The organism is Neisseria sp. P0008.S002, assembly GCF_051962805.1.
In the GTDB taxonomy this organism is placed as follows: domain Bacteria; phylum Pseudomonadota; class Gammaproteobacteria; order Burkholderiales; family Neisseriaceae; genus Neisseria; species Neisseria perflava.
Window position 1 is genome coordinate 148,965 of the sequence record NZ_JBQCUY010000005.1, and the last position, 18,946, is coordinate 167,910.

General features: G+C 49.3%; 19 protein-coding genes. 8 read left to right on the plus strand and 11 right to left on the minus strand.

Translation table 11 applies throughout. The annotated features are described in order from the left end of the window. Positions 1-111: 111 nt before the first annotated feature. Positions 112-1,164: a biotin synthase BioB gene (bioB, locus tag ACTHSA_RS07245; RefSeq protein ID WP_070461800.1), complete on the minus strand. Its 1,053-nt coding sequence runs from the start codon at positions 1,162-1,164 to the stop codon at positions 112-114. A 217-nt stretch (positions 1,165-1,381) separates the two neighbouring features. Between bioB and miaA the strand changes: the two genes are divergently transcribed. From miaA to hpnC, 3 genes are read left to right on the plus strand one after another with little or no spacing between them, the layout of a single operon-like run. Further along, on the plus strand, positions 1,382-2,323 hold the full coding sequence (gene miaA, locus ACTHSA_RS07250; RefSeq protein WP_440378846.1) for a tRNA (adenosine(37)-N6)-dimethylallyltransferase MiaA: 942 nt from the start codon (positions 1,382-1,384) through the stop codon (positions 2,321-2,323). A gap of 3 nt (positions 2,324-2,326) precedes the next feature. Beyond that, the gene (tadA, locus tag ACTHSA_RS07255) at positions 2,327-3,049 is read left to right on the plus strand and encodes a tRNA adenosine(34) deaminase TadA (RefSeq protein ID WP_004519882.1); all 723 of its coding nucleotides are present in this window, start codon (positions 2,327-2,329) and stop codon (positions 3,047-3,049) included. Positions 3,050-3,103: 54 nt separating this feature from the next. Continuing rightward, a complete protein-coding gene (gene hpnC, locus ACTHSA_RS07260; protein ID WP_004519881.1) occupies positions 3,104-3,919 on the plus strand; it encodes a squalene synthase HpnC in 816 nt (271 codons plus the stop codon). 48 nt (positions 3,920-3,967) lie between these two features. On the opposite strand, the gene htpX is transcribed toward hpnC, so the two are convergent. From htpX to surE, 6 genes are all read right to left on the minus strand, one after another. Further along, on the minus strand, positions 3,968-4,807 hold the full coding sequence (htpX, locus tag ACTHSA_RS07265) for a protease HtpX (RefSeq protein ID WP_004520292.1): 840 nt from the start codon (positions 4,805-4,807) through the stop codon (positions 3,968-3,970). A gap of 189 nt (positions 4,808-4,996) precedes the next feature. After that, entirely contained in the window at positions 4,997-5,905 is a 909-nt protein-coding gene (gene hemF / locus ACTHSA_RS07270; protein ID WP_004520293.1) for an oxygen-dependent coproporphyrinogen oxidase, read from the minus strand. Between the two features lie 128 nt (positions 5,906-6,033). Continuing rightward, entirely contained in the window at positions 6,034-6,567 is a 534-nt protein-coding gene (locus ACTHSA_RS07275; protein ID WP_004520294.1) for a C40 family peptidase, read from the minus strand. Between the two features lie 43 nt (positions 6,568-6,610). Next, positions 6,611-8,134 (minus strand): phospholipase D family protein, encoded by a 1,524-nt coding sequence (locus tag ACTHSA_RS07280; protein WP_004520295.1) that lies wholly within the window; start codon positions 8,132-8,134, stop codon positions 6,611-6,613. A 78-nt stretch (positions 8,135-8,212) separates the two neighbouring features. After that, positions 8,213-9,124: a peptidoglycan DD-metalloendopeptidase family protein gene (locus tag ACTHSA_RS07285; RefSeq protein WP_049335267.1), complete on the minus strand. Its 912-nt coding sequence runs from the start codon at positions 9,122-9,124 to the stop codon at positions 8,213-8,215. 93 nt (positions 9,125-9,217) lie between these two features. Continuing rightward, positions 9,218-9,973, minus strand: coding sequence for a 5'/3'-nucleotidase SurE (gene surE, locus ACTHSA_RS07290; RefSeq protein ID WP_004520297.1), 756 nt, complete (start codon positions 9,971-9,973; stop codon positions 9,218-9,220). 98 nt (positions 9,974-10,071) lie between these two features. Here surE and ACTHSA_RS07295 point away from each other — a divergent pair, with 98 nt between their 5' ends. After that, on the plus strand, positions 10,072-10,410 hold the full coding sequence (locus ACTHSA_RS07295; protein WP_004520298.1) for a hypothetical protein: 339 nt from the start codon (positions 10,072-10,074) through the stop codon (positions 10,408-10,410). Between the two features lie 55 nt (positions 10,411-10,465). Here ACTHSA_RS07295 and ACTHSA_RS07300 read toward each other — a convergent pair whose 3' ends face one another. Then, on the minus strand, positions 10,466-10,834 hold the full coding sequence (locus tag ACTHSA_RS07300; RefSeq protein WP_003686323.1) for a rhodanese-like domain-containing protein: 369 nt from the start codon (positions 10,832-10,834) through the stop codon (positions 10,466-10,468). A gap of 112 nt (positions 10,835-10,946) precedes the next feature. Beyond that, entirely contained in the window at positions 10,947-11,282 is a 336-nt protein-coding gene (locus ACTHSA_RS07305) for a carboxymuconolactone decarboxylase family protein (protein ID WP_003686488.1), read from the minus strand. 128 nt (positions 11,283-11,410) lie between these two features. Between ACTHSA_RS07305 and ACTHSA_RS07310 the strand changes: the two genes are divergently transcribed. Then, the gene (locus ACTHSA_RS07310; protein WP_107737099.1) at positions 11,411-12,367 is read left to right on the plus strand and encodes a cupin domain-containing protein; all 957 of its coding nucleotides are present in this window, start codon (positions 11,411-11,413) and stop codon (positions 12,365-12,367) included. A 101-nt stretch (positions 12,368-12,468) separates the two neighbouring features. On the opposite strand, the gene typA is transcribed toward ACTHSA_RS07310, so the two are convergent. After that, positions 12,469-14,280 (minus strand): translational GTPase TypA, encoded by a 1,812-nt coding sequence (typA, locus tag ACTHSA_RS07315; protein ID WP_049335263.1) that lies wholly within the window; start codon positions 14,278-14,280, stop codon positions 12,469-12,471. A 419-nt stretch (positions 14,281-14,699) separates the two neighbouring features. Between typA and bfr (ACTHSA_RS07320) the strand changes: the two genes are divergently transcribed. Further along, a complete protein-coding gene (gene bfr / locus ACTHSA_RS07320) occupies positions 14,700-15,164 on the plus strand; it encodes a bacterioferritin (RefSeq protein ID WP_004520304.1) in 465 nt (154 codons plus the stop codon). 30 nt (positions 15,165-15,194) lie between these two features. Next, positions 15,195-15,668, plus strand: a complete 474-nt coding sequence (bfr, locus tag ACTHSA_RS07325) for a bacterioferritin (protein ID WP_049335261.1) — start codon at positions 15,195-15,197, stop codon at positions 15,666-15,668. Positions 15,669-15,789: 121 nt separating this feature from the next. On the opposite strand, the gene ACTHSA_RS07330 is transcribed toward bfr (ACTHSA_RS07325), so the two are convergent. Further along, positions 15,790-16,905 carry a methyltransferase gene (locus tag ACTHSA_RS07330; protein ID WP_049335259.1) on the minus strand — a complete coding sequence of 372 codons (1,116 nt, stop codon included), beginning with the start codon at positions 16,903-16,905 and terminating at the stop codon, positions 15,790-15,792. A gap of 226 nt (positions 16,906-17,131) precedes the next feature. Here ACTHSA_RS07330 and ACTHSA_RS07335 point away from each other — a divergent pair, with 226 nt between their 5' ends. Continuing rightward, a complete protein-coding gene (locus ACTHSA_RS07335) occupies positions 17,132-18,925 on the plus strand; it encodes a 2-isopropylmalate synthase (protein WP_049330811.1) in 1,794 nt (597 codons plus the stop codon). The last annotated feature ends 21 nt before the right edge of the window (positions 18,926-18,946 follow it).

Consider the following 18,946-nt stretch of genomic DNA (forward strand, 5'->3'; position numbering starts at 1 on the left):
TTTATCAGGCTTCGGACGGGGCGGCACGCGCCGCGCCTGATGTTGCGCCGCGTGCCGGAGTGCCGTATGCCGTCTGAAAGCCTGTCCTTTCAGACGGCATTATGATGGCGGTTAATAGTCGACTTTGATTTTGGGTGTTTCCTGCGCGGCTTTGTATTCTTCTTCCAATTCAAAGCGCAGCGGATACAAATTCAATTTTTCCATTAGCAGGCGGTCGCCGTCTTCGTCCGGATTGCCCGTAGTCAGCAGCTTGTCGCCGTAGAAAATCGAGTTTGCGCCAGCCATGAAACACATGGCCTGCATGGATTCCGGCATATTGCTGCGGCCTGCGGACAGGCGGACGTAGCTCTCGGGCATGGTAATGCGCGCCACAGCGATGGTGCGGACAAATTCTGTCCAGTCCAAATCTTCGGCATCGGCCAGCGGCGTGCCTTCCACTTTGACCAACTGGTTGATCGGCACGCTTTCGGGTTGCGGGTCGAGGTTGGCAAGGCTGGCAATCAGGCCTGCGCGTTCGGCGCGGGTTTCGTTCATGCCGACGATGCCGCCGCAGCAGACTTTCAAACCGGCATTGCGGACTTTGCCCAAAGTATCCATGCGGTCTTCGTGTTTGCGGGTGTGGATGATGTCGTTGTAGCGTTCAGGGTCGGTGTCGAGGTTGTGGTTGTAGTAGTCCAGACCGGCTTTTTTGAAGTCTTCAGCCATGCCGTCTTCGAGCATGCCGAAGGTGCCGCACACTTCCATGCCCAAGCCTTTCACCGCGCTGATGATTTCGGAAACGACAGCCACGTCTTTGGGTTTGGGGCCGCGCCATGCCGCGCCCATGCAGAAACGGCTGGCGCCGCGAGATTGGGCAATTTTGGCTTTTTCGACGATTTCGTCCACATCCATCATTTGCTCTTTGCCCAGATTGGTGTTGTGGTGTGCCGATTGCGGGCAGTAGGCGCAGTCTTCGGGGCAGCCGCCGGTTTTGATGGAGAGCAGGGTGGAAAGCTGGATTTCGCGCGGGTTGAAGTTTTGGCGGTGGATTTCGGCGGCTTGGAAAACGAGGTCGAGGAAAGGCAGTCCGAATAAAGCCTCGACATCGCATTTTTTCCAATAACGCGCAGTCGGATGCGGCTTGCGCTCGGTTTGACGGCGCAAGGCTACGGGAGATACGGTCATAGTGTGTTCTTTCGTGTTTACAGCGACGCAGTGTCGCTGACGGCTTGACTGCCGGCGCAATGACGGCAGCAGCAGGTTTGAAATCAATATAAAAGGCCGTCTGAAACGGCGCAGCAAGTGTAACGCTTTTGATAATGTAGAGCAAATGTTTCAGACGGCCTGAAATATGGTTTGCCCGGGTTTGCTATAATCGCATTTTTAATTTTTCCGTTTTCTTATGAACGCGCCCAAAGCCTTCGCCGTACTCGGCCCGACCGCCGGCGGTAAAACCGCACTGGCCTTAAATATTGCCCGATCGTTGCCGGTAGAAATCATCAGTTTGGATTCCGCGCTGGTGTATTGCGGCATGGACATCGGTACGGCCAAGCCGACTGCCGAAGAGCTTGTTGCCGTACCGCATCATTTGATTGATATTATCTCGCCGCTGGAAAGTTACAGCGCGGCGGATTTTGTCGGCGACTGCGTGCGCTTGGTGAACGAAATACATGCGTGCGGTCGCTATCCGCTGATTGTCGGCGGCACGATGATGTATTTCCATGCGCTGACGGAAGGTTTGAACGATTTGCCCGGCGCGGATGCGGCGGTGCGCGCACAGCTTCAGGCGGAAAAAAAAGAACACGGTTTGGCAGGCCTGTATCGCCGTTTGCAGGAAGTTGACCCGATAACGGCAGGCCGTCTGAAAGCCAATGACAGCCAGCGTATTGAGCGCGCTTTGGAAGTCTATCTTCTGACCGGCAGGCCTTTGAGCGAACATTTCACAGAGCAGAAGCAGGCTGCGTCTTTATTGGATTTATGCACGGTTGCCCTTATCCCCGAAGACCGCCATTTGTTACACCAGCAAATCGAAAAACGCTTTTTAAGTATGCTGGAGCACGGTTTCCTAGATGAAATACACGCCTTACGCCGCGATTATCCGCAACTGCATGCCGATATGCCGTCTATGCGCTGCGTGGGCTACCGTCAGGCTTGGGATTATCTCGAAGGCGAAACCGATTATGACACCTTTGTCGAAAAAGGCATTATCGCCACGCGCCAGCTTGCCAAACGCCAGTTGACCTGGTTGCGGAAAATTCCTTTGGCGCACACGTTAGATCCTTACGCAGACAGCGATTATGTTCAAACGGCCTTAGCCTTGGCGCGTCAGCATTTTCAGGAATAATCCATGCTGACTACGCCACCACTTGCCCCTAAAGCATTGACCGCGCTAAAAGAATTGGGTATTTGTACGCTGGAAGATTTACAGGAAATCGGCGCAGTCCACGCATTTCTATTGCTGAAAGCGTCGGGTTTGACCGTAACCAAAAGCACCTTATGGCAACTGGCTGCGTTGGTTTCAGGTGTGGATGCCCGGCGTATTTCCGAGGAGAGAAAGACGGAGCTGTGCGAGGATTTGAAAAAACATCCGCCTGTTGCCGTTTTCCCTTCGCAAAGCGATATGGAAACCTTTATGCGGTTGGCGATAGAACAGGCCAAACAATCGGCGGTATTGGGCGAAGTGCCGGTTGGCGCGGTCATCGTATATCAAGGCGAGGCAATCGCAGCGACACACAATACCTGCATTGGCGACCACAATGTCAGCCATCATGCCGAAATCAACGCGCTTGCCGCCGCAGGTAAGACCTTGCAAAACTACCGTTTGGAAGACTGCGACGTGTACATTACCTTAGAGCCTTGCTCCATGTGCGCATCTGCCTTGATACAGGCGCGGGTCGGGCGTGTGATTTATGGTGCGGCTGAAGCTAAAACCGGTGCGGCAGGCAGCGTGGTCGATTTGTTTGCCGACAAACGTCTGAACAAGCATACCGCAATTTTGGGCGGCATATTGGCAGAAGAATGCCAAAGCGTATTGCAGGATTTCTTTGCGGCCAAACGTAAGGCCGTCTGAATTTCAGACGGCCTGTCAGCAAAAACACTTTATTTTAAATTTTCGGATTTCCCCATGTCAGTCAATCATTACGAAAACTTCCCAGTCGGCTCTATTGTGCTGCCGCGCCGTTTGCGCAAGCCGGTTCACGCCGTTTACGCTTTTGCGCGGACGGCGGACGATATTGCCGACGAAGGCAATGCCGAAGCAGTCGAACGCCTGCGCCAACTGGACGAACTGAAGGCAGAGTTAGACCGCATTACACAAGGTGGGAAATCGCAAACAGCTTTGATGCAGCGTTTGTACAACGAAGCGATTGAGCCGTTTCAATTACCGTTGCAGCTGTTTTACGATTTGTTGGCGGCGTTCAGTCAGGATGTGGTCAAAAACCGTTATGAAAATTTTGGCGAATTGATTGCCTATTGCCGTTTGTCCGCCAATCCGGTGGGGCGCATTATGTTGCATTTGTACGGGCAAACCGATGAAGTGAGCATAGCGCAAAGCGACGGCATTTGCACTGCCTTGCAGCTGATTAATTTCTGGCAGGACGTGGCGGCAGATTGGCAGAAAGGGCGCGTGTACATCCCTCAGGAAGATTTGCAGAAGTTCAAAGTCAGCGAAGAACAGATTGCGGCCGGCAAAGCCGACTTTGCTTTTCAACGACTGATGGCACACGAGTGTCAACGTGCCTTTCAAATACTGAAGGCCGGTTCGCCGTTGGGCAAAACCCTCAAAGGACGAATCGGTTTTGAGTTGCGCATGATTATTGTCGGCGGCCAGTTGATTTTGCAGAAACTGGACGGTTGCAAATATGACGTGTTTAACCAGCGGCCGCTGTTGGATAAGAAAGACTGGATGATTATCATCAAACGGGCTTTGATGAAGAAATAAAAAAAGGCCGTCTGAAATTGATGTTTCAGACGGCCTTGATGTTTTCGATTAGCGGTTTTTCAAACGGTTGATGCGGTTGTCCAAAGAAGGATGGGTGCTGAACCAAGAATCTTTGGCTTCGCTGGCAATGCCCATTGCGGTCATGGTTTGCGGCAGATCGCTGGTGCTGCCTTTTAAGCGTTGCAGGGCGGCAATCATTTTCGGCGCGCCCACCAGTTTTGCAGCGCCCGCATCGGCGCGGTATTCGCGTTGGCGGCTGAACCACATCACAATGATGCTGGCGAGGAAGCCGAATACGATCTGCAATACCATGCTGACCATGAAATATGTACCTTGCGACGTACTGCCGTCATTGTTGCGCGCCACCATGCTGGAAACAATACGCGCCAAGAAGACAACAAAAGTATTCACAATACCTTGAATCAGTGTCAGCGTTACCATATCGCCGTTGCCGACGTGTGCCATTTCATGCGCCAAAACGGCTTCGACTTCATCGCGGGTCATGTGGTCGAGCAGGCCGGTGCTGACAGCGATGAGCGAGCTGTTTTTGGTCGCGCCGGTTGCAAAGGCATTAGGCTCTGGGGAGTCGTAAATGGCTACTTCGGGCGTTTTCAGATTCCATTGGCGGGCTTGCGCTTCAACAGTTGCCAACAGCCAAGCTTCTTCTTCGCTTTGGGGCTGGTCGATGACGACGGCGCCGACCGAATGTTTGGCAATGGTTTTCGACATCAGCAAAGAGACAATCGAGCCGCTGAAGCCGACGACTGCGGAATAAGCCAACAGGCTGCCGACTTGGTCGGTACTGTTGATGCCCAAGATGGCCAAAATAATACGGATGACAACCAGAACTGCGATATTGGTTGCGATAAATAAGAAAATGCGTTTCACCGATTATTCCTTTTTAGTGTGGTTTGTGAGGTGATTTTTATATGGGCGCATTGTCTCAAAAACTCTATAGAGATGAAACAGCATGATAGGCAAAGGTATGCAAATTCAAAGCAATTGAAGCAAAGGCCGTCTGAAAAGGTAGTCTCAACCAGTGAGAATCGCTTTTCAGACGGCCTCTTATAGGTAAAACTATCTGCCGGCTTCTTCCAGCCAGTTGCGCGGTATAAGGAATTGATTGAGGCGTGCTTCGGGTGAACCTTCTTCCGGCACATATTGATACTCGAAGCGTACCAAAGGCGGCATGGACATCAAAATGCTTTCCGTACGGCCGCCGCTTTGCAGGCCGAACAGCGTGCCTCTGTCCCAAACCAAGTTAAACTCGACATAGCGTCCGCGACGGTAGAGTTGGAAATCTCGTTCACGTTCTCCATAAGGCGTGTTTTTACGTTTGGCCACAATCGGCAGATACGCTGCGATATAGCCTTCCCCAACCGCCTTGATAAAATTCAGGCAGGTATCGAAATCCCAACGGTTTAAATCGTCAAAAAACAGGCCGCCCACGCCGCGTGTTTCGTTACGGTGTTTCAAGTAGAAATATTCGTCACACCATTGTTTGAATTCAGAATAAACCGATTCGCCAAATGGCGTGCATACGTCTCGCACCACTGTGTGCCAATGCACGATATCTTCTTCAAAAGGATAAAACGGCGTCAAATCAAAGCCGCCGCCAAACCACCAAACCGGCTCGGCATTTTCAGGATAGGCAATAAAAAAGCGCACATTGGCATGGCTGGTCGGGACATAAGGATTTTTCGGATGAATGACCAGCGACACGCCCATGGCTTCAAACGCCGCGCCTGCCAATTCAGGACGATGGGCAGTGGCAGAAGCCGGCATTTTGGTTCCCTTTACATGCGAAAAATTTACACCGGCCTGCTCGAATACTGCGCCGTTTTTCAATACGCGGGTTTCGCCGATACCCAGTTTCCCCGTCCACGCTTCATGCACAAATTTGGCTTCGCCATCTTCTTGCTCCAGCGCGGCGCAGATTTGGTTTTGCAGGGTTTTGAGGAGGGTTAGAACGGATTCTGTGTGCATGATATTTCCTTGATGGTGTTTTGTTATGGGTAAATTTTTGCAGGGCTTATCTTGTAATCAAGCTTGACTCATCAGCAATAGATTGAAAGGTATCGATGATGTGGCGATACCTTTCAGACGGCCTTGATTTATTCAGTAAAAAAGGTATGTGCGCCCAAATAGTTTTTGGCGTAGAACGGGGTGGAAAGTTTTTCGGTTTTGATGGTTTTGCCGCTGCTGGGGGCGTGGATGAATTCGCCGTTGCCGATGTAGAGGCCGACATGGGAATATTTGTGTGCGCCGCCGGTATTGAAAAAGACAAGATCGCCGGCTTTTAATTTGTCATCGGAAATTTTACGGCTGGCTGCGGCCATATCGCGTGCGGTGCGTGGCAGATTGACATTGAGGGCGTTTTTATAGACGAATTGGATCATGCCGCTGCAGTCAAAGCCTGTGGCTGTGGTACTGCCGCCCCATTTGTAGGGCGTGCCGATCAGGCCCATGCTGTGAAGCATCAATTCCTGCGAACCTTGTGTGCGGTCAATATGGGAAATGCGGACAGGTTGGACTTTTCTGGCGGTTATTTGCGGCTTGTGGGATTTGTGTTTGCTGGTGGTGCCGCAGGAGGCCAACAATAGGCTGGTGGTACAAACAAATAGGGTTTTGCAGATGAGTCGAGACATGGTGAATTTCTCCGGTCGCATGATTTATGTTTTCAGACGGTCTCTATAATAATCCTTCTATGGGCAGGATGGACAGGATTTTTGAAGTAACCCGTTTCCAGAATTTGGCTTCTGGTTCTTGTGCGTAAGTTCGTTTTTCACTTGGGTCATACCAGTATAGTTTATTGTAATTGCCAAGCGTTACCTGATAGGCGTAGTTTGGGGTGGTCGTAACGAGGGTGCGCTGCATTTGGCCTGCGATTTGGGGACTTTCGATGACGACACCCATTTCGGTATTGAGGCGTGCGGAACGTGGGTCGAGGTTGAATGAGCCGATGAAAATGCGTTTCTCGTCCACGATGAATGTTTTGGCGTGCAAGCTGGTGGCGGAGCTACCGGTCAAGCCGCGGTCTTTGGAGGTCGGAACGGCGTGGTTGGGCTGGAGCTCATAGAGTTTGACCCCAGCTTTAAGCAAGGGCTTGCGGTATTTGACGTAGCCGGAATGGACGGCGGCAACGTCGGTTGCTTGGAGCGAATTGGTCAAAACGGTAACGTCCACGCCGTTGTGAATCAGCTTTTCTATGGCTTTAACGCCCGATTTTGTGGGCACAAAATAGGGTGAGACAAGGTAAACGCTTTTTTCAGGTTGCTTGAGGGCGTCTTGTAGGCGTTCGGAAATAGGCGGTTTATGCCGGTCACGGTCTAAGCCTTTGGCCGGGTCATCGCTGATCAGGCGTGTGCTGACACTTTGCCACTCCATAAGGTTGCTCTGTATTTTTTGATAGAGGTTGGAGTGTTCAATGCTTTGACGGTAGCGGATGAGCGTTTGGTTTTTATCTTGGTCGGTGTAATTAAGTTCGGCTAGTCCTTTTTGCAGGTTTCCCCGTTTGATTATGCTACTTGCATTGTAGGCGGAATGGCTTGCCCAGTAGCGGTCGAAGTCTTGGGACACTTCTGTTACTACGCGTCCTGTTGCGAGGATATCGAGGTCGGCAAAGATGGTATCGTCGTTAACCTTAAAATATTCGTCGCCGATATTGCGTCCGCCCAAAATGGTGGCACGGTTGTCGGCGGTAAAGGATTTGTTGTGCATTCGGCGGTTAAGTCGCGGAAAGTCGGCAACGTAGCCGAGCGCACGCCATTTTCTGAAAATGAAGGGATTAAACAGACGGACTTCGATATTGGGATGATTGTCGAGTGCCAGCAGGAGATCATCCATGCCGTTGGTGTTGTTGTCGTCCAGAAGCAAACGCACACGGACGCCGCGTTCGGCCGCGCGATGAATCAGGTTGAACAAAAGCTTGCCGGAGATGTCGTTGTGCCAGATATAGTACTGCAAATCAAGAGTATGGTCGGCGGCTTCAATTAAGGCTGCTCGGGCAACAAAGGCTTCATGGGCATCGTTCAGCAGATAGATATGGGAAATATCGGCCTTGGAGGGGGTAGAAGGAATACCTAAGGCGCTGTCCAGTCGCGGCGTTGAAGGGATGTCAAGATAACTGCTTTGGGTGCGTTCGTCCAATGATGGCAAAAACGCGGCGCAACCGCCCAATAGCAGGGTATAAAGAAGAGGAAGATGAAATTTCATGGGAAACCGGTACAAACAATCCCTACCTAAATGATATTTAGGCAGGGATTGAATTGAAATTAGGTTGCTTGAATCAGCTTAGAAGGCAACATAATTTGCCGGATTGACTGGTTTGCCGTTTTGACGGATTTCAAAGTGCAACTGAGTGCGGGATGCATCGGTATTACCCATGTGCGCAATGGTTTGACCGCGTTTCACGGTTTGGTTTTCATTAACCAGCAGGCGTTGGTTGTGACCGTATGCGCTCAAGAATGAGGAGTTGTGTTGGATGATGACCAAGTTGCCGTAACCGCGCAAGCCTGAGCCTGCGTAAACGACTTTACCGTCTGCCGCTGCAACAACAGGCTGGCCTTGCGTACCGGCGATATCCACACCTTTGTTGCTGCCGCCGAAGTTGGCGATAACGTTACCGGTAGTCGGACGCTGCCATGTGATGCCGCTGACGTTGCGGCTGCTGCCGGTAGATACGGTCGGTGTATTGGCAGGCGTGCTTGGAGTCGGAGCAGTAGTTGTAGTTGTTGGAGTAGAAGGTTTGCTTGCAGAAGCTGCAGGTGCAACGTAGCCTTCAGGTTTCACACGGAGGGTTTGACCAATGCTGATGGTGTTGTCGGCCAAGTTATTCCATGCACGCAGATTGTCTTGGGTAATGTTGTAGCGTTTGGAGATGTTGTAAACGGTATCACCACGAACAACGGTATGTGTCGCTGCATTAATATCAACAGGCGCATAAGAAGGCGTGTAAGTGCCGGTGCTGCCGCTGTTGTACGTTGGAGCAGGTGTACTTACCGGCGGAGTGTATGGAGCATCTGCCGCTGGGCTGGTGTTGGTATTGTAAGGCGCTGCACCGTAAGGATTGTCAGCGGTAGAGCTTGTTGTTGAACCACCGCTTTGTGTGCCGACGACTACAGGAGCCGGTTGTTGGCTGGCACAGGCTGCAAGTAATAAAACCAAAGCTGCCGATCCGGCATAAGATACACTTTTTTTCAACATGTTAATGACTTTCGTATTCGGGTAATTGTTCTCGTCGGGGCATATCATAATAAAAATATGCTTGTTTCTCAAGTGTTCGGCTGTTAGGGACTGTTAAGGCGCAGGGATTTCTGACCAAAAGGAAGCGGTTTGCTCCATTTGTCCGTAGGCAGTCAAATCGACTTGCAGGGGGGTAATCGTGATGAAGCCGGATGCGCATTCGCTAAAGTCGGTACCTTCTTCGCTGTCGGAAACATCGCCGACCGGCCCAATCCAATAAATTTGTTCGCCACGTGGATTATACATGGGAACAATGCTTTGTTCATGATGACGGCGGCCGAGCCGTGTAATTTTTATGCCTTGGATATCCTCAGGTGCGACGGCAGGGATATTGATGTTCCATAAGATGGGTTCGGAAATAGGGCGTTTGAGAAAGTAGGAAAGCAGTATCCAAGCGGCTTTTTCCGCGGTTTCCCAATAACGGGCGCTGGAGTCGGCGAGGGAGAAAGCAATGGCGGGTATGCCCATCAGGTAGGCTTCCGTCGCAGCGGCAACCGTACCGGAATAAAGCGTATCGTCGCCCATGTTTGCGCCGTTGTTGATGCCGGACAAAACTAAGTCGGGTTTGAAATCGGCAAGGGCGTGTTGGCCGACATGAATGCAGTCGGTAGGGGTGCCATTCACATAGTAAAACCCGTTTTCCGCCTGTTTCAGTTGTAAAGGACGGTCTAAAGTCAGGGAATTGCTGACGCCGCTGCGATCGCGTTCGGGCGCAACCACCCTGACATTGGCAAATTCTGCACATACTCTTGCCAAAACAGCCAAACCGGGCGCAAGATAACCATCGTCGTTTGAGATTAATATGTTCATGTGACAATATTGTGTCTATCGGTAAGATGGGCCGTATTGTACTGGTTTGCTTGAGCGATTGTCCATGAATCGGCAACGTTTGGGCGGAAAGGATAATAATGAAACATTATGAATTAGACCCCAAAGCTTTATTGGGCGGCGTGATTGCTTCAGACGGCAATCAAGAGATTGTTCAGCTTTCACTGCAGAAGAATAATGAAATTCCGGCATATGAGGCGGATGCGATTATTTTGCTTTTGGTTTTAAACGGCAAAGCCGAAATCAAAACGGTGGACGAAGTTTTGCAGACCGAAGGCTTGCAAGTTATCCGTCTTGAGCCGATGGAGGCGCACAGCATTCGCGCGTTGGCCGATAACACCAATATTTTGGTTATCAAACAATTAATTCACGAAACCGGTCTCAGCAAACGTTTGAGATTTGGAAGTTGCTGTCTGTAATGGCAATAAAGGCCGTCTGAAAAGTCTCAGACGGCCTTTTTAAAATCAACTAGATTTATTTCAAACCTTTTTTCACCAAATCTTCATAACCGCCATGGTTGGTTACGTTGGTGTAGCCGGCTTTTTTCAGCTCAGTCAGCGCAGCTTCTGCTCGGCGGCCGCTGCGGCAGTAGAGGTTGACCGGTGCGTTTTTATCCGGGCTCACGGATTTGATGCGGTCAACGATTTGGTCGTGCGGAATATTGAGTGCACCTTGCAAATGACCTTCTTTGAATTCTTCGGCAGAGCGGACATCAATCCAAACCCCTTTTGCTTTTGCAGGCTGTGCCGCGCTTTTTTCAACCTTAGGCATAGAGGCTGCGGAAGCGGCCAAAGGAGTGGCAATAGCGGCGGCAAAAAGTACGGCGGTCAGCAGTTTCTTCATGGTTCAATCTCCTATCAGACAGAAAACAATATGATAACTTTATCAGTTTAGCATTTCATCAGGCCGTCTGAAAGGGGAGTCGTCTTTCAGAAGGCCTGATTTTACAAACCGATTAGCGTTGGGTTTCTACTGCTTCCAAAGCGCGCAAAGCGTATGTATAAGCGGCACCTGCGTTCAGTGCGATAGCGGTGGCCAATGCGCCGGCGATTTCGCTTTCGGTTGCACCTGCCTTGGCTGCAGCGGCGGCATGCACGCTGATGCAGCTTTCGCAACGTGTGGTAATGGCAACGGCGATGGCGATCAGTTCGCGAGTTTTGGCATCCAGTGCTTCGGCAGCGGCTGCTTGATCCAGTGCGCCGTAGGCTTGCAGCATTTTAGGATGGTTTTTACCCAGTTCGCCGAATGCTTTTTTTACCAAGGCGGTATGTTCAGGCCAGTCTTTAAACATGATATGTCCTTTCTTAATGTGAGTGGATAAGATAAAAAATCCTATCCGTTTGTGTTTGGTGTGTGTATTATTGCAATAATTTGAAGATTTAAATCGTCAAAACATCTCATTTATTGGTAAAAAACACTATGGATATTTTGGATAGGCTGGTCGAATTGGCGCAGGTAAAAGGCAGCGTGGATGTTCAATGTCTGTTTCGGGGGGAGTGGTATGTGCGGCATGAACCAAAGCGTGCGCATGGTTTGGTGCATATCGTAACTGCCGGTTCGGGTTATATCCGAATTGATGGGGAGCAAGAGGCAAGGCTGCTGAGTGCGGGGGATATCATTTTTTTTCCGCGCAGCGTAGGGCATACTTTGAGCAGTGACAGCAGTTGTGAAAATCTTGGTGTTAATGTGCTGACGAGTGAAAAAGGCGCATTTAAAGTCAAGCGAAGTCATGCAGGAGGCGATGCGGCTTTGCATCTTTTCTGTGCACGGTTTGAATATGAAGCGCAGGCGGATATTATGGCGGGGCTGCCTGACACGGTTTTGCTGAATATCAACCATCCTTCTTTGCAGTATTTGGTGGCATTGTTGCAGTATGAGAGCGGTCAAGCCTTGTCCGGTTCGGTAGCGGTTGTGAACGCATTGGCTTCGGTGTTGTTGGTATTTCTACTTCGAGCCAGCCTGGAGAAAAATGGGGAAGCGCAATTAAGCGGTTTGCTGAATGGTTGGCAGGACAAACGTCTGCGGAATCTGCTTCAGGCAGTAGTGGATAAGCCGGAAGAGGAATGGAATATCGAGAAAATGACCGCGATTGCCAACTTGTCTCGCGCCCAGTTAATGCGGGTATTTAAGCAGCAGACGGGAACAAGCCCGCATGCCTTTGTTAACAGCATCCGCTTGCAGCAGGGGGCGTTATTGTTAAAGCAGACAGCCGATTCGGTTTTATCGGTTGCGCTCTCGGTGGGTTTTCAATCGGAAACGCATTTTGGCAAGGCATTTAAAAAGCAATATGGGATATCGCCGGGGCAATATCGTAAGAATGATCGCGCTGATGAAGCAGCAGTACAAGCGGAAGAGATGCCGATTTACTTTATTTGAACAGATGATAAAAGGCCGTCTGAAAGTGTAATAATGAAATCTAGGATTTCTAAAACACTTTTCAGACGGCCTCAATTTTAAAACGTATCAATCAAACAGAATTAGTCGAGTTTTTTGAAATGACGGCGACGTTCCAATTCGCTCAGGTAGCGTTTACGCAGGCGGATGGATTGTGGCGTGATTTCAACCAGTTCGTCATCGTCGATGAACTCAACTGCACCTTCCAAAGTCAATTTGATAGGCGTAGTCAGGCGCACGGCTTCATCTGTACCGCTGGCGCGGACGTTGGTCAGTTTTTTACCTTTCAGAGGGTTTACCACCAAGTCGTTGTCGCGGCTGTGAATACCAATAATCATACCTTCGTAGACTTTGTCGTTTGGAGAAACGAACATACGGCCGCGGTCTTCCAAGTTCCACAGGGCGTAAGCAACAGCTTCACCTTGCTCTTGAGAAACCAGGACGCCGTTGTGACGACCTGGCATATCAGGTTTAACCGGAGCATAGTCGTCAAAAACGTGGCTCATCAAGCCGGTACCGCGGGTCAAGGTCATAAATTCACCTTGGAAACCGATCAGGCCGCGTGCAGGAATATGGTATTCCAAACGTGTACGACCGTTACCGTCGCTTTCCATATTGGTCAATTCGCCACGGCGGCGGCCGAGTTCTTCCATGACCGCGCCTTGGTTTTCATCCGGCACATCCACAGTCAGATTTTCGTAAGGCTCGCATTTTTGACCGTCAATTTCACGGAATACCACGCGCGGTTTGCCGACTGCCAATTCAAAGCCTTCGCGGCGCATGTTTTCCAACAAAATGGTCAAGTGCAATTCGCCGCGGCCAGAAACGCGGAAAACGTCGGCATCGGCTGTATCTTCAACACGCAGGGCAACGTTGGTCAGCAATTCTTTTTGCAGGCGGTCGCGGATTTGGCGGGAAGTCACGAATTTGCCTTCAGTACCGGCAAGAGGAGAAGTGTTGACCATAAAGTCCATGGTCAGGGTCGGCTCGTCCACGCTCAACATAGGCAAGCCTTTGGGATTGTCTTTGTCGGTAATGGTTACGCCGATACCGATGTCTTCAATGCCAGAAATAATCACGATGTCACCGGCCTCAGCTTCTTCCAAAGGTACGCGTTCCAAGCCTTGGAAGCCCAACAGCTGGTTGATGCGGCCTTGGGCGACTTGTTCTTCATGATTCATGACGGCAACGACTTGGCCGGGTTTGATGCGGCCGTTCAGGATGCGGCCGATGCCGAGGCGGCCGGTGTAGTTGTCGTAGTCCAGTTGGGAAATTTGCAGTTGCAGCGTTTTGTCCGCGCTGCCGCTTGGTGCAGGCGTGTGTTTCAAAATGGTCTCGAACAGAGGGCGCATGTCGCTGCTCTCGTCGTTTTCATCCAGTTTGGCAAAGCCGGACAGGCCGGAAGCATAGACGATAGGGAAGTCCAATTGTTCGTCGGTTGCGCCCAAGTTGTCGAACAATTCGAATGTTTGGTCGATAACCCAGCTTGGACGGGCAGATGGTTTGTCGATTTTGTTGATAACAACGATAGGTTTAAGACCCAAAGCCAAGGCTTTTTTGGTCACGAAACGGGTTTGCGGCATAGGGCCTTCTTGTGCGTCAACCAACAGTACGACGCAGTCAACCATGCCCAATACACGTTCCACCTCGCCACCAAAATCAGCGTGTCCCGGGGTATCTACGATGTTAATGTGGTAGCCTTCGTATTCGATGGCGGTATTTTTAGCGAGAATGGTAATGCCGCGTTCTTTTTCAAGATCGTTGCTGTCCATGACGCGTTCTTCGACTTGCTGGTTGGAACGGAATGTACCGGACTGACGCAGCAACTGGTCAACTAATGTGGTTTTGCCATGGTCGACGTGGGCGATGATGGCAATATTGCGGATTTGTTTCATGATAATTTATGTGTTTCAGCTAGGTGCTTAAAAAAAAGATAACTGGCGATTATAGCACGATTCCTAAGTATTGACGGAGTAGAAGATTCAAAAAAATGAGGCAAAAGCAGTTGAGAATAATTCATAATTAAATTTGATTGATTTTGTTGGATTATTTGCTTTTATTTATGGTTAACAAATGTAAATGTTTTTGAATGATGCAATGGATTCTTAATACTAATGTCAAAAAATTGTCATTAAAAACAGGGGATTAATTTTTCAGACGGCCTTTTTGGCTGGTTAACTTTTTTGATAATTGTTTGTATTTTAAATAGAAAATTTGTCAAAAGTGCTTCTTGTGCATACAATTACCTCATTCCATAACAACACACGAATCTTCATTTCGTGATTATCAACTTTTAAAAGAAAGAGAAAGAATTATGCAAGGCAACCAAGCAGTTATTGATTACATGAACGAATTATTGTCTGGTGAGTTGGCTGCTCGCGACCAATATTTTATCCACTCTCGCCTGTACTCTGAATGGGGTTACACCAAACTGTTCGAACGTTTGAACCACGAGATGGAAGAAGAAACCACTCACGCCGAAGACTTCATCCGTCGTATCCTGATGTTGGGCGGTACTCCTAAAATGACACGTGCCGAACTGAACATCGGTACTGACGTAATCTCTTGTCTGAAAGCAGACTTGAACACTGAATACGAAGTACGCGATGCGCTGAAAAAAGGCATCAAATTGTGCGAAGAAGCTCAAGACTACGTTACCCGCGATTTGATGATTGCCCAACTGAAAGACACTGAAGAAGATCACGCTCACTGGTTGGAACAACAACTGCGTCTGATCGAATTGGTCGGCGAAGGCAACTACTACCAAAGCCAACTGTAATCTAGCGTATAACATATTAAGGAGCTGAATATGAAAGGCGATCGCTTAGTTATTCGCGAGCTGAACAAAAACTTAGGTTTGTTGCTGATTACCATTAACCAATACTTCCTGCATGCCCGCATTTTGAAAAACTGGGGCTTTGAAGAATTGGGCGAACACTTCTTCAAACAATCCATCCGCGAAATGAAATCCGCAGACGATTTAATCGAGCGTATTTTGTTCTTGGAAGGTCTGCCTAATCTGCAAGAATTGGGTAAACTGTTGATCGGTGAATCTACCGAAGAAATCATTGCCTGCGATCTGAAAAAAGAGTATGAAAAACATGATACTCTGGTTGCAGCCATCGCTCTTGCAGAAGAGCAACAAGACTATGTCAGCCGTGATTTGTTGGAAAAACAAAAAGACATCAACGAAGAACACATCGACTGGCTTGAAACTCAGCAGGAATTGATTGGTAAAGTTGGTTTGCCAAACTACCTGCAAACAGCGGCGCAAGAGGACTAAAACACAAACCACTGCCAAATATAGCAGTCCCTGCTCCCATCGACGGCATATCTTTACGGATATGCCGTTTTCTTTTATAAAAATGCTTAAAGGCCGTCCGAATGTTCAGACGGCCTTGATTTTATATCGCTTTCAAACGGTATAGATAAGTAGTTTCCTTGTTTCTGGCAAACGCCAAAGGATCGGATTCATCTATTGCTTTTTTGTGTTGCGGTTTAGTTTTCAAAATATCGACTACATTGAGTGAGGCCGTCTGAAAGCATTGGTTTAGAAAGTCTTTGTTGCGCAAATGTAAGTGTTCTGCCAAGTCGGAAATAATTAACCAGGCTTCGCCGTTTGGATTTAAGTGCTGGCGTACGCCGTTGAGGAACGCGGTTAACATGGCATGATTGGGGTCGTAAAGGGCGGTCTCGATGGCAGAGGTCGGTTTTGCCGGCAGCCAAGGCGGATTGCAGACGATAAGGTCGGCGCAAGTTTCGGGAAATAAATCAATCGATTGGATGTTGACAGCTTTATCCAGGCTTAGACGCTCAAGGTTTGCTGTGGCGCAGGCTATTGCTTTTGGGTTGGTGTCTGTGGCAATGATGTCGGGTATGCCTCGCTTGGCCAAAATTGCGGCAATAACACCTGAGCCGGTGCCGATGTCAAAGGCCGTCTGAATATGGGGAGCGAGTGGGGCTTGTGTGATTAAATCCAAATACTCGCCGCGCAGTGGAGAGAATACGCCGAAAGGAACATGGATTTTTCCATCAAGCTGAGGAATGTCTATGCCTTTTTTGTGCCATTCGTGTGCACCGATAAAACCCAATAATTGATTTAGCGGCAAAAGAAACGGTTTGTCGTTTAGTGTGTCGTAAACATCGCACAAGGCGGCGTAGATGTCGGGTGCGCGTGCATTGTCCAGTTGAAAATTAGGTTGGATTTCGATGGCAAGCATATTGAGCAAACGGCTTTGTTGCGCCTGTTTCATACGGTGGGCATGAAAGGCTGTCTGAATATCGGCAGGTGCGCCTTTCTTTTTTTCAGACGGCCTGCGGATACGTTTTTTCATTGCAGATAAGACTTGCTTGGCATTGTGAAAATCGCCAGTCCAAACAGTTGCAGTTTGCGCGTGGGCATTTTTTAAGATTTCTGTTGCGCCTGCTTCTTGTATGTAAACCGCCTGCTTGGGTGGCTTTTGTGTACTTTCGTTGCGCCATTCGATGTCGGAGCGGTTGGTAGGGATGGTATGGGGCATAATGTGTTTCAAATCGGGGAAATAGGGGATTAGTTTACTATATTTAGGATGTGTTCGGTTTGAGAGGAGCTTTTAATAGTCCAAATTAGACAAAATGTATAAAAATTTCTCAAGTTTTAAAATTTATACCAATATTTTGATAAAAATAGATTGTCGTTTTGTCTAAAATGAGTATAATGCAAAACCAGAACACAATAATCTTAATCAGATTTGGACAAGGAACATCATGCAATTAGACATTGACCGTTTGGTTGCCTATTTTGGCGGCGTAAACGCGCTGGCCGAAGCTCTGAAACAGCACGACCCGGAAAATGCTGCGACCACAGCGGCTATCTACAAATGGCGTACACGCGGGTCCCTGCCTTTGGCTCAGTTGCAAAAACTGACCGCTTTGGCGGAAGCGCAAGGCAGACCGCTTGATTTGAATGCTTTTTTACAAAAAAATGAATCTCTGGAGAGAACAGAAATGACACAAACCAACCGCGTTATCATTTTCGATACCACCATGCGCGACGGTGAGCAGTCCCCCGGCGCATCCATGACCAAAGAGGAGAAAATCCGTATTGCCCGCCAGTTGGAAAAGATGGGTGTCGATGTGATTGAGGCAGGTTTTGCAGCAGCCAGTCCGGGCGATTTTGAATCGGTTAATGCGATTGCCAAAATCATTACTAAATCTACAGTTTGCTCATTGGCGCGTGCCGTTGAAAACGATGTGCGCAAAGCAGGCGAAGCTGTTTCCCCTGCTCCGAAAAAACGTATTCACACTTTTATCGCCACCAGCCCCATCCACATGGAGCACAAACTGAAAATGAAGCCGCAGCAGGTCATCGATGCGGCGGTCAAAGCGGTAAAAATTGCCAAAGAATATACTGACGATGTGGAATTTTCCGCCGAAGACGCCGTGCGTTCGGATTTGGACTTTCTCGCCAAAATCTTTACGGCGGTTATCGAGGCAGGCGCAACCACCATCAATATTCCCGATACTGTCGGCTACTCCATCCCTTCCGTATGGTACGAGCGTATCAGTAACATCATCAAAAGCGTGCCCAACGGCGACAAAGTAGTCTGGTCGACCCACTGCCACAACGACTTGGGTATGGCGGTTGCCAACTCGCTGGCCGCTGTTCAGGCAGGCGTGCGCCAGGTGGAATGTACCATCAACGGTTTGGGTGAACGTGCGGGTAATGCCAGCCTTGAAGAAATCGTGATGGCGTTGAAAGTGCGCCACGACCTTTTCGGCTTGGAAACCGGCATTGATACCACGCAAATCGTGCCAGTATCCAAACTGGTATCTACTATTACCGGCTATCCGATTCAGCCAAATAAAGCAGTAGTCGGCGCAAACGCCTTTGCACACGAATCAGGCATCCACCAAGACGGCGTGTTGAAACACCCTGAAACCTATGAAATCATGACTGCCGAATCAGTTGGCTGGTCAACCAACCGCCTGACTTTGGGTAAACTCTCCGGCCGTAATGCTTTCAAAACCAAGCTGGCAGATTTGGGTATTGAGTTGGAAAGTGAAGAGGCGTTGAATGCGGCATTTGCACGCTTCAAAGAGCTGGCGGATAAGAAACGCGAAATCTTTGATGAAGACCTGCACGCTTTGGTGTCTGACGAAATGGGCAATATGAATACCGAAAGCTACAAATTCATTTCCCAAAAAATCAGCACTGAAACTGGTGAAGAGCCGCGCGCCGATATTGTGTTCAGTATTCGCGGTGAAGAAAAACACGCTTCCGCTAGCGGCTCAGGCCCTGTTGATGCCATCTTCAAAGCCATTGAAAGCGTAGCACAAAGTGGCGCAACCTTGCAGATTTACTCTGTCAATGCGGTAACTCAAGGTACAGAAAGCCAAGGCGAAACTTCCGTCCGCCTGCAACGTGGCGACCGTGTGGTCAACGGCCAAGGTGCGGATACCGACGTATTGGTGGCAACTGCCAAAGCCTATTTATCTGCGCTGAGTAAATTGGAATTCGGCCAAGCCAAGCCAAAAGCGCAAGGCAGAGGCATGATTTAATTTATTGAAAAGGTTAAGGCC

Bases quoted from the DNA above. Each gene is read 5' to 3' on its own strand.
- typA (WP_049335263.1), bottom strand. From the start codon at position 14,280: ATGAAACAAATCCGCAATATTGCCATCATCGCCCACGTCGACCATGGC.
- ACTHSA_RS07295 (WP_004520298.1), top strand. From the start codon at position 10,072: ATGAAACATTATGAATTAGACCCCAAAGCTTTATTGGGCGGCGTGATT.
- hemF (WP_004520293.1), bottom strand. From the start codon at position 5,905: ATGCACACAGAATCCGTTCTAACCCTCCTCAAAACCCTGCAAAACCAA.
- ACTHSA_RS07300 (WP_003686323.1), bottom strand. From the start codon at position 10,834: ATGAAGAAACTGCTGACCGCCGTACTTTTTGCCGCCGCTATTGCCACT.
- bfr (WP_004520304.1), top strand. From the start codon at position 14,700: ATGCAAGGCAACCAAGCAGTTATTGATTACATGAACGAATTATTGTCT.
- ACTHSA_RS07305 (WP_003686488.1), bottom strand. From the start codon at position 11,282: ATGTTTAAAGACTGGCCTGAACATACCGCCTTGGTAAAAAAAGCATTC.
- ACTHSA_RS07275 (WP_004520294.1), bottom strand. From the start codon at position 6,567: ATGTCTCGACTCATCTGCAAAACCCTATTTGTTTGTACCACCAGCCTA.
- ACTHSA_RS07335 (WP_049330811.1), top strand. From the start codon at position 17,132: ATGCAATTAGACATTGACCGTTTGGTTGCCTATTTTGGCGGCGTAAAC.
- tadA (WP_004519882.1), top strand. From the start codon at position 2,327: ATGCTGACTACGCCACCACTTGCCCCTAAAGCATTGACCGCGCTAAAA.
- ACTHSA_RS07330 (WP_049335259.1), bottom strand. From the start codon at position 16,905: ATGCCCCATACCATCCCTACCAACCGCTCCGACATCGAATGGCGCAAC.
- ACTHSA_RS07310 (WP_107737099.1), top strand. From the start codon at position 11,411: ATGGATATTTTGGATAGGCTGGTCGAATTGGCGCAGGTAAAAGGCAGC.
- bfr (WP_049335261.1), top strand. From the start codon at position 15,195: ATGAAAGGCGATCGCTTAGTTATTCGCGAGCTGAACAAAAACTTAGGT.
- surE (WP_004520297.1), bottom strand. From the start codon at position 9,973: ATGAACATATTAATCTCAAACGACGATGGTTATCTTGCGCCCGGTTTG.
- hpnC (WP_004519881.1), top strand. From the start codon at position 3,104: ATGTCAGTCAATCATTACGAAAACTTCCCAGTCGGCTCTATTGTGCTG.
- ACTHSA_RS07280 (WP_004520295.1), bottom strand. From the start codon at position 8,134: ATGAAATTTCATCTTCCTCTTCTTTATACCCTGCTATTGGGCGGTTGC.
- miaA (WP_440378846.1), top strand. From the start codon at position 1,382: ATGAACGCGCCCAAAGCCTTCGCCGTACTCGGCCCGACCGCCGGCGGT.
- ACTHSA_RS07285 (WP_049335267.1), bottom strand. From the start codon at position 9,124: ATGTTGAAAAAAAGTGTATCTTATGCCGGATCGGCAGCTTTGGTTTTA.
- bioB (WP_070461800.1), bottom strand. From the start codon at position 1,164: ATGACCGTATCTCCCGTAGCCTTGCGCCGTCAAACCGAGCGCAAGCCG.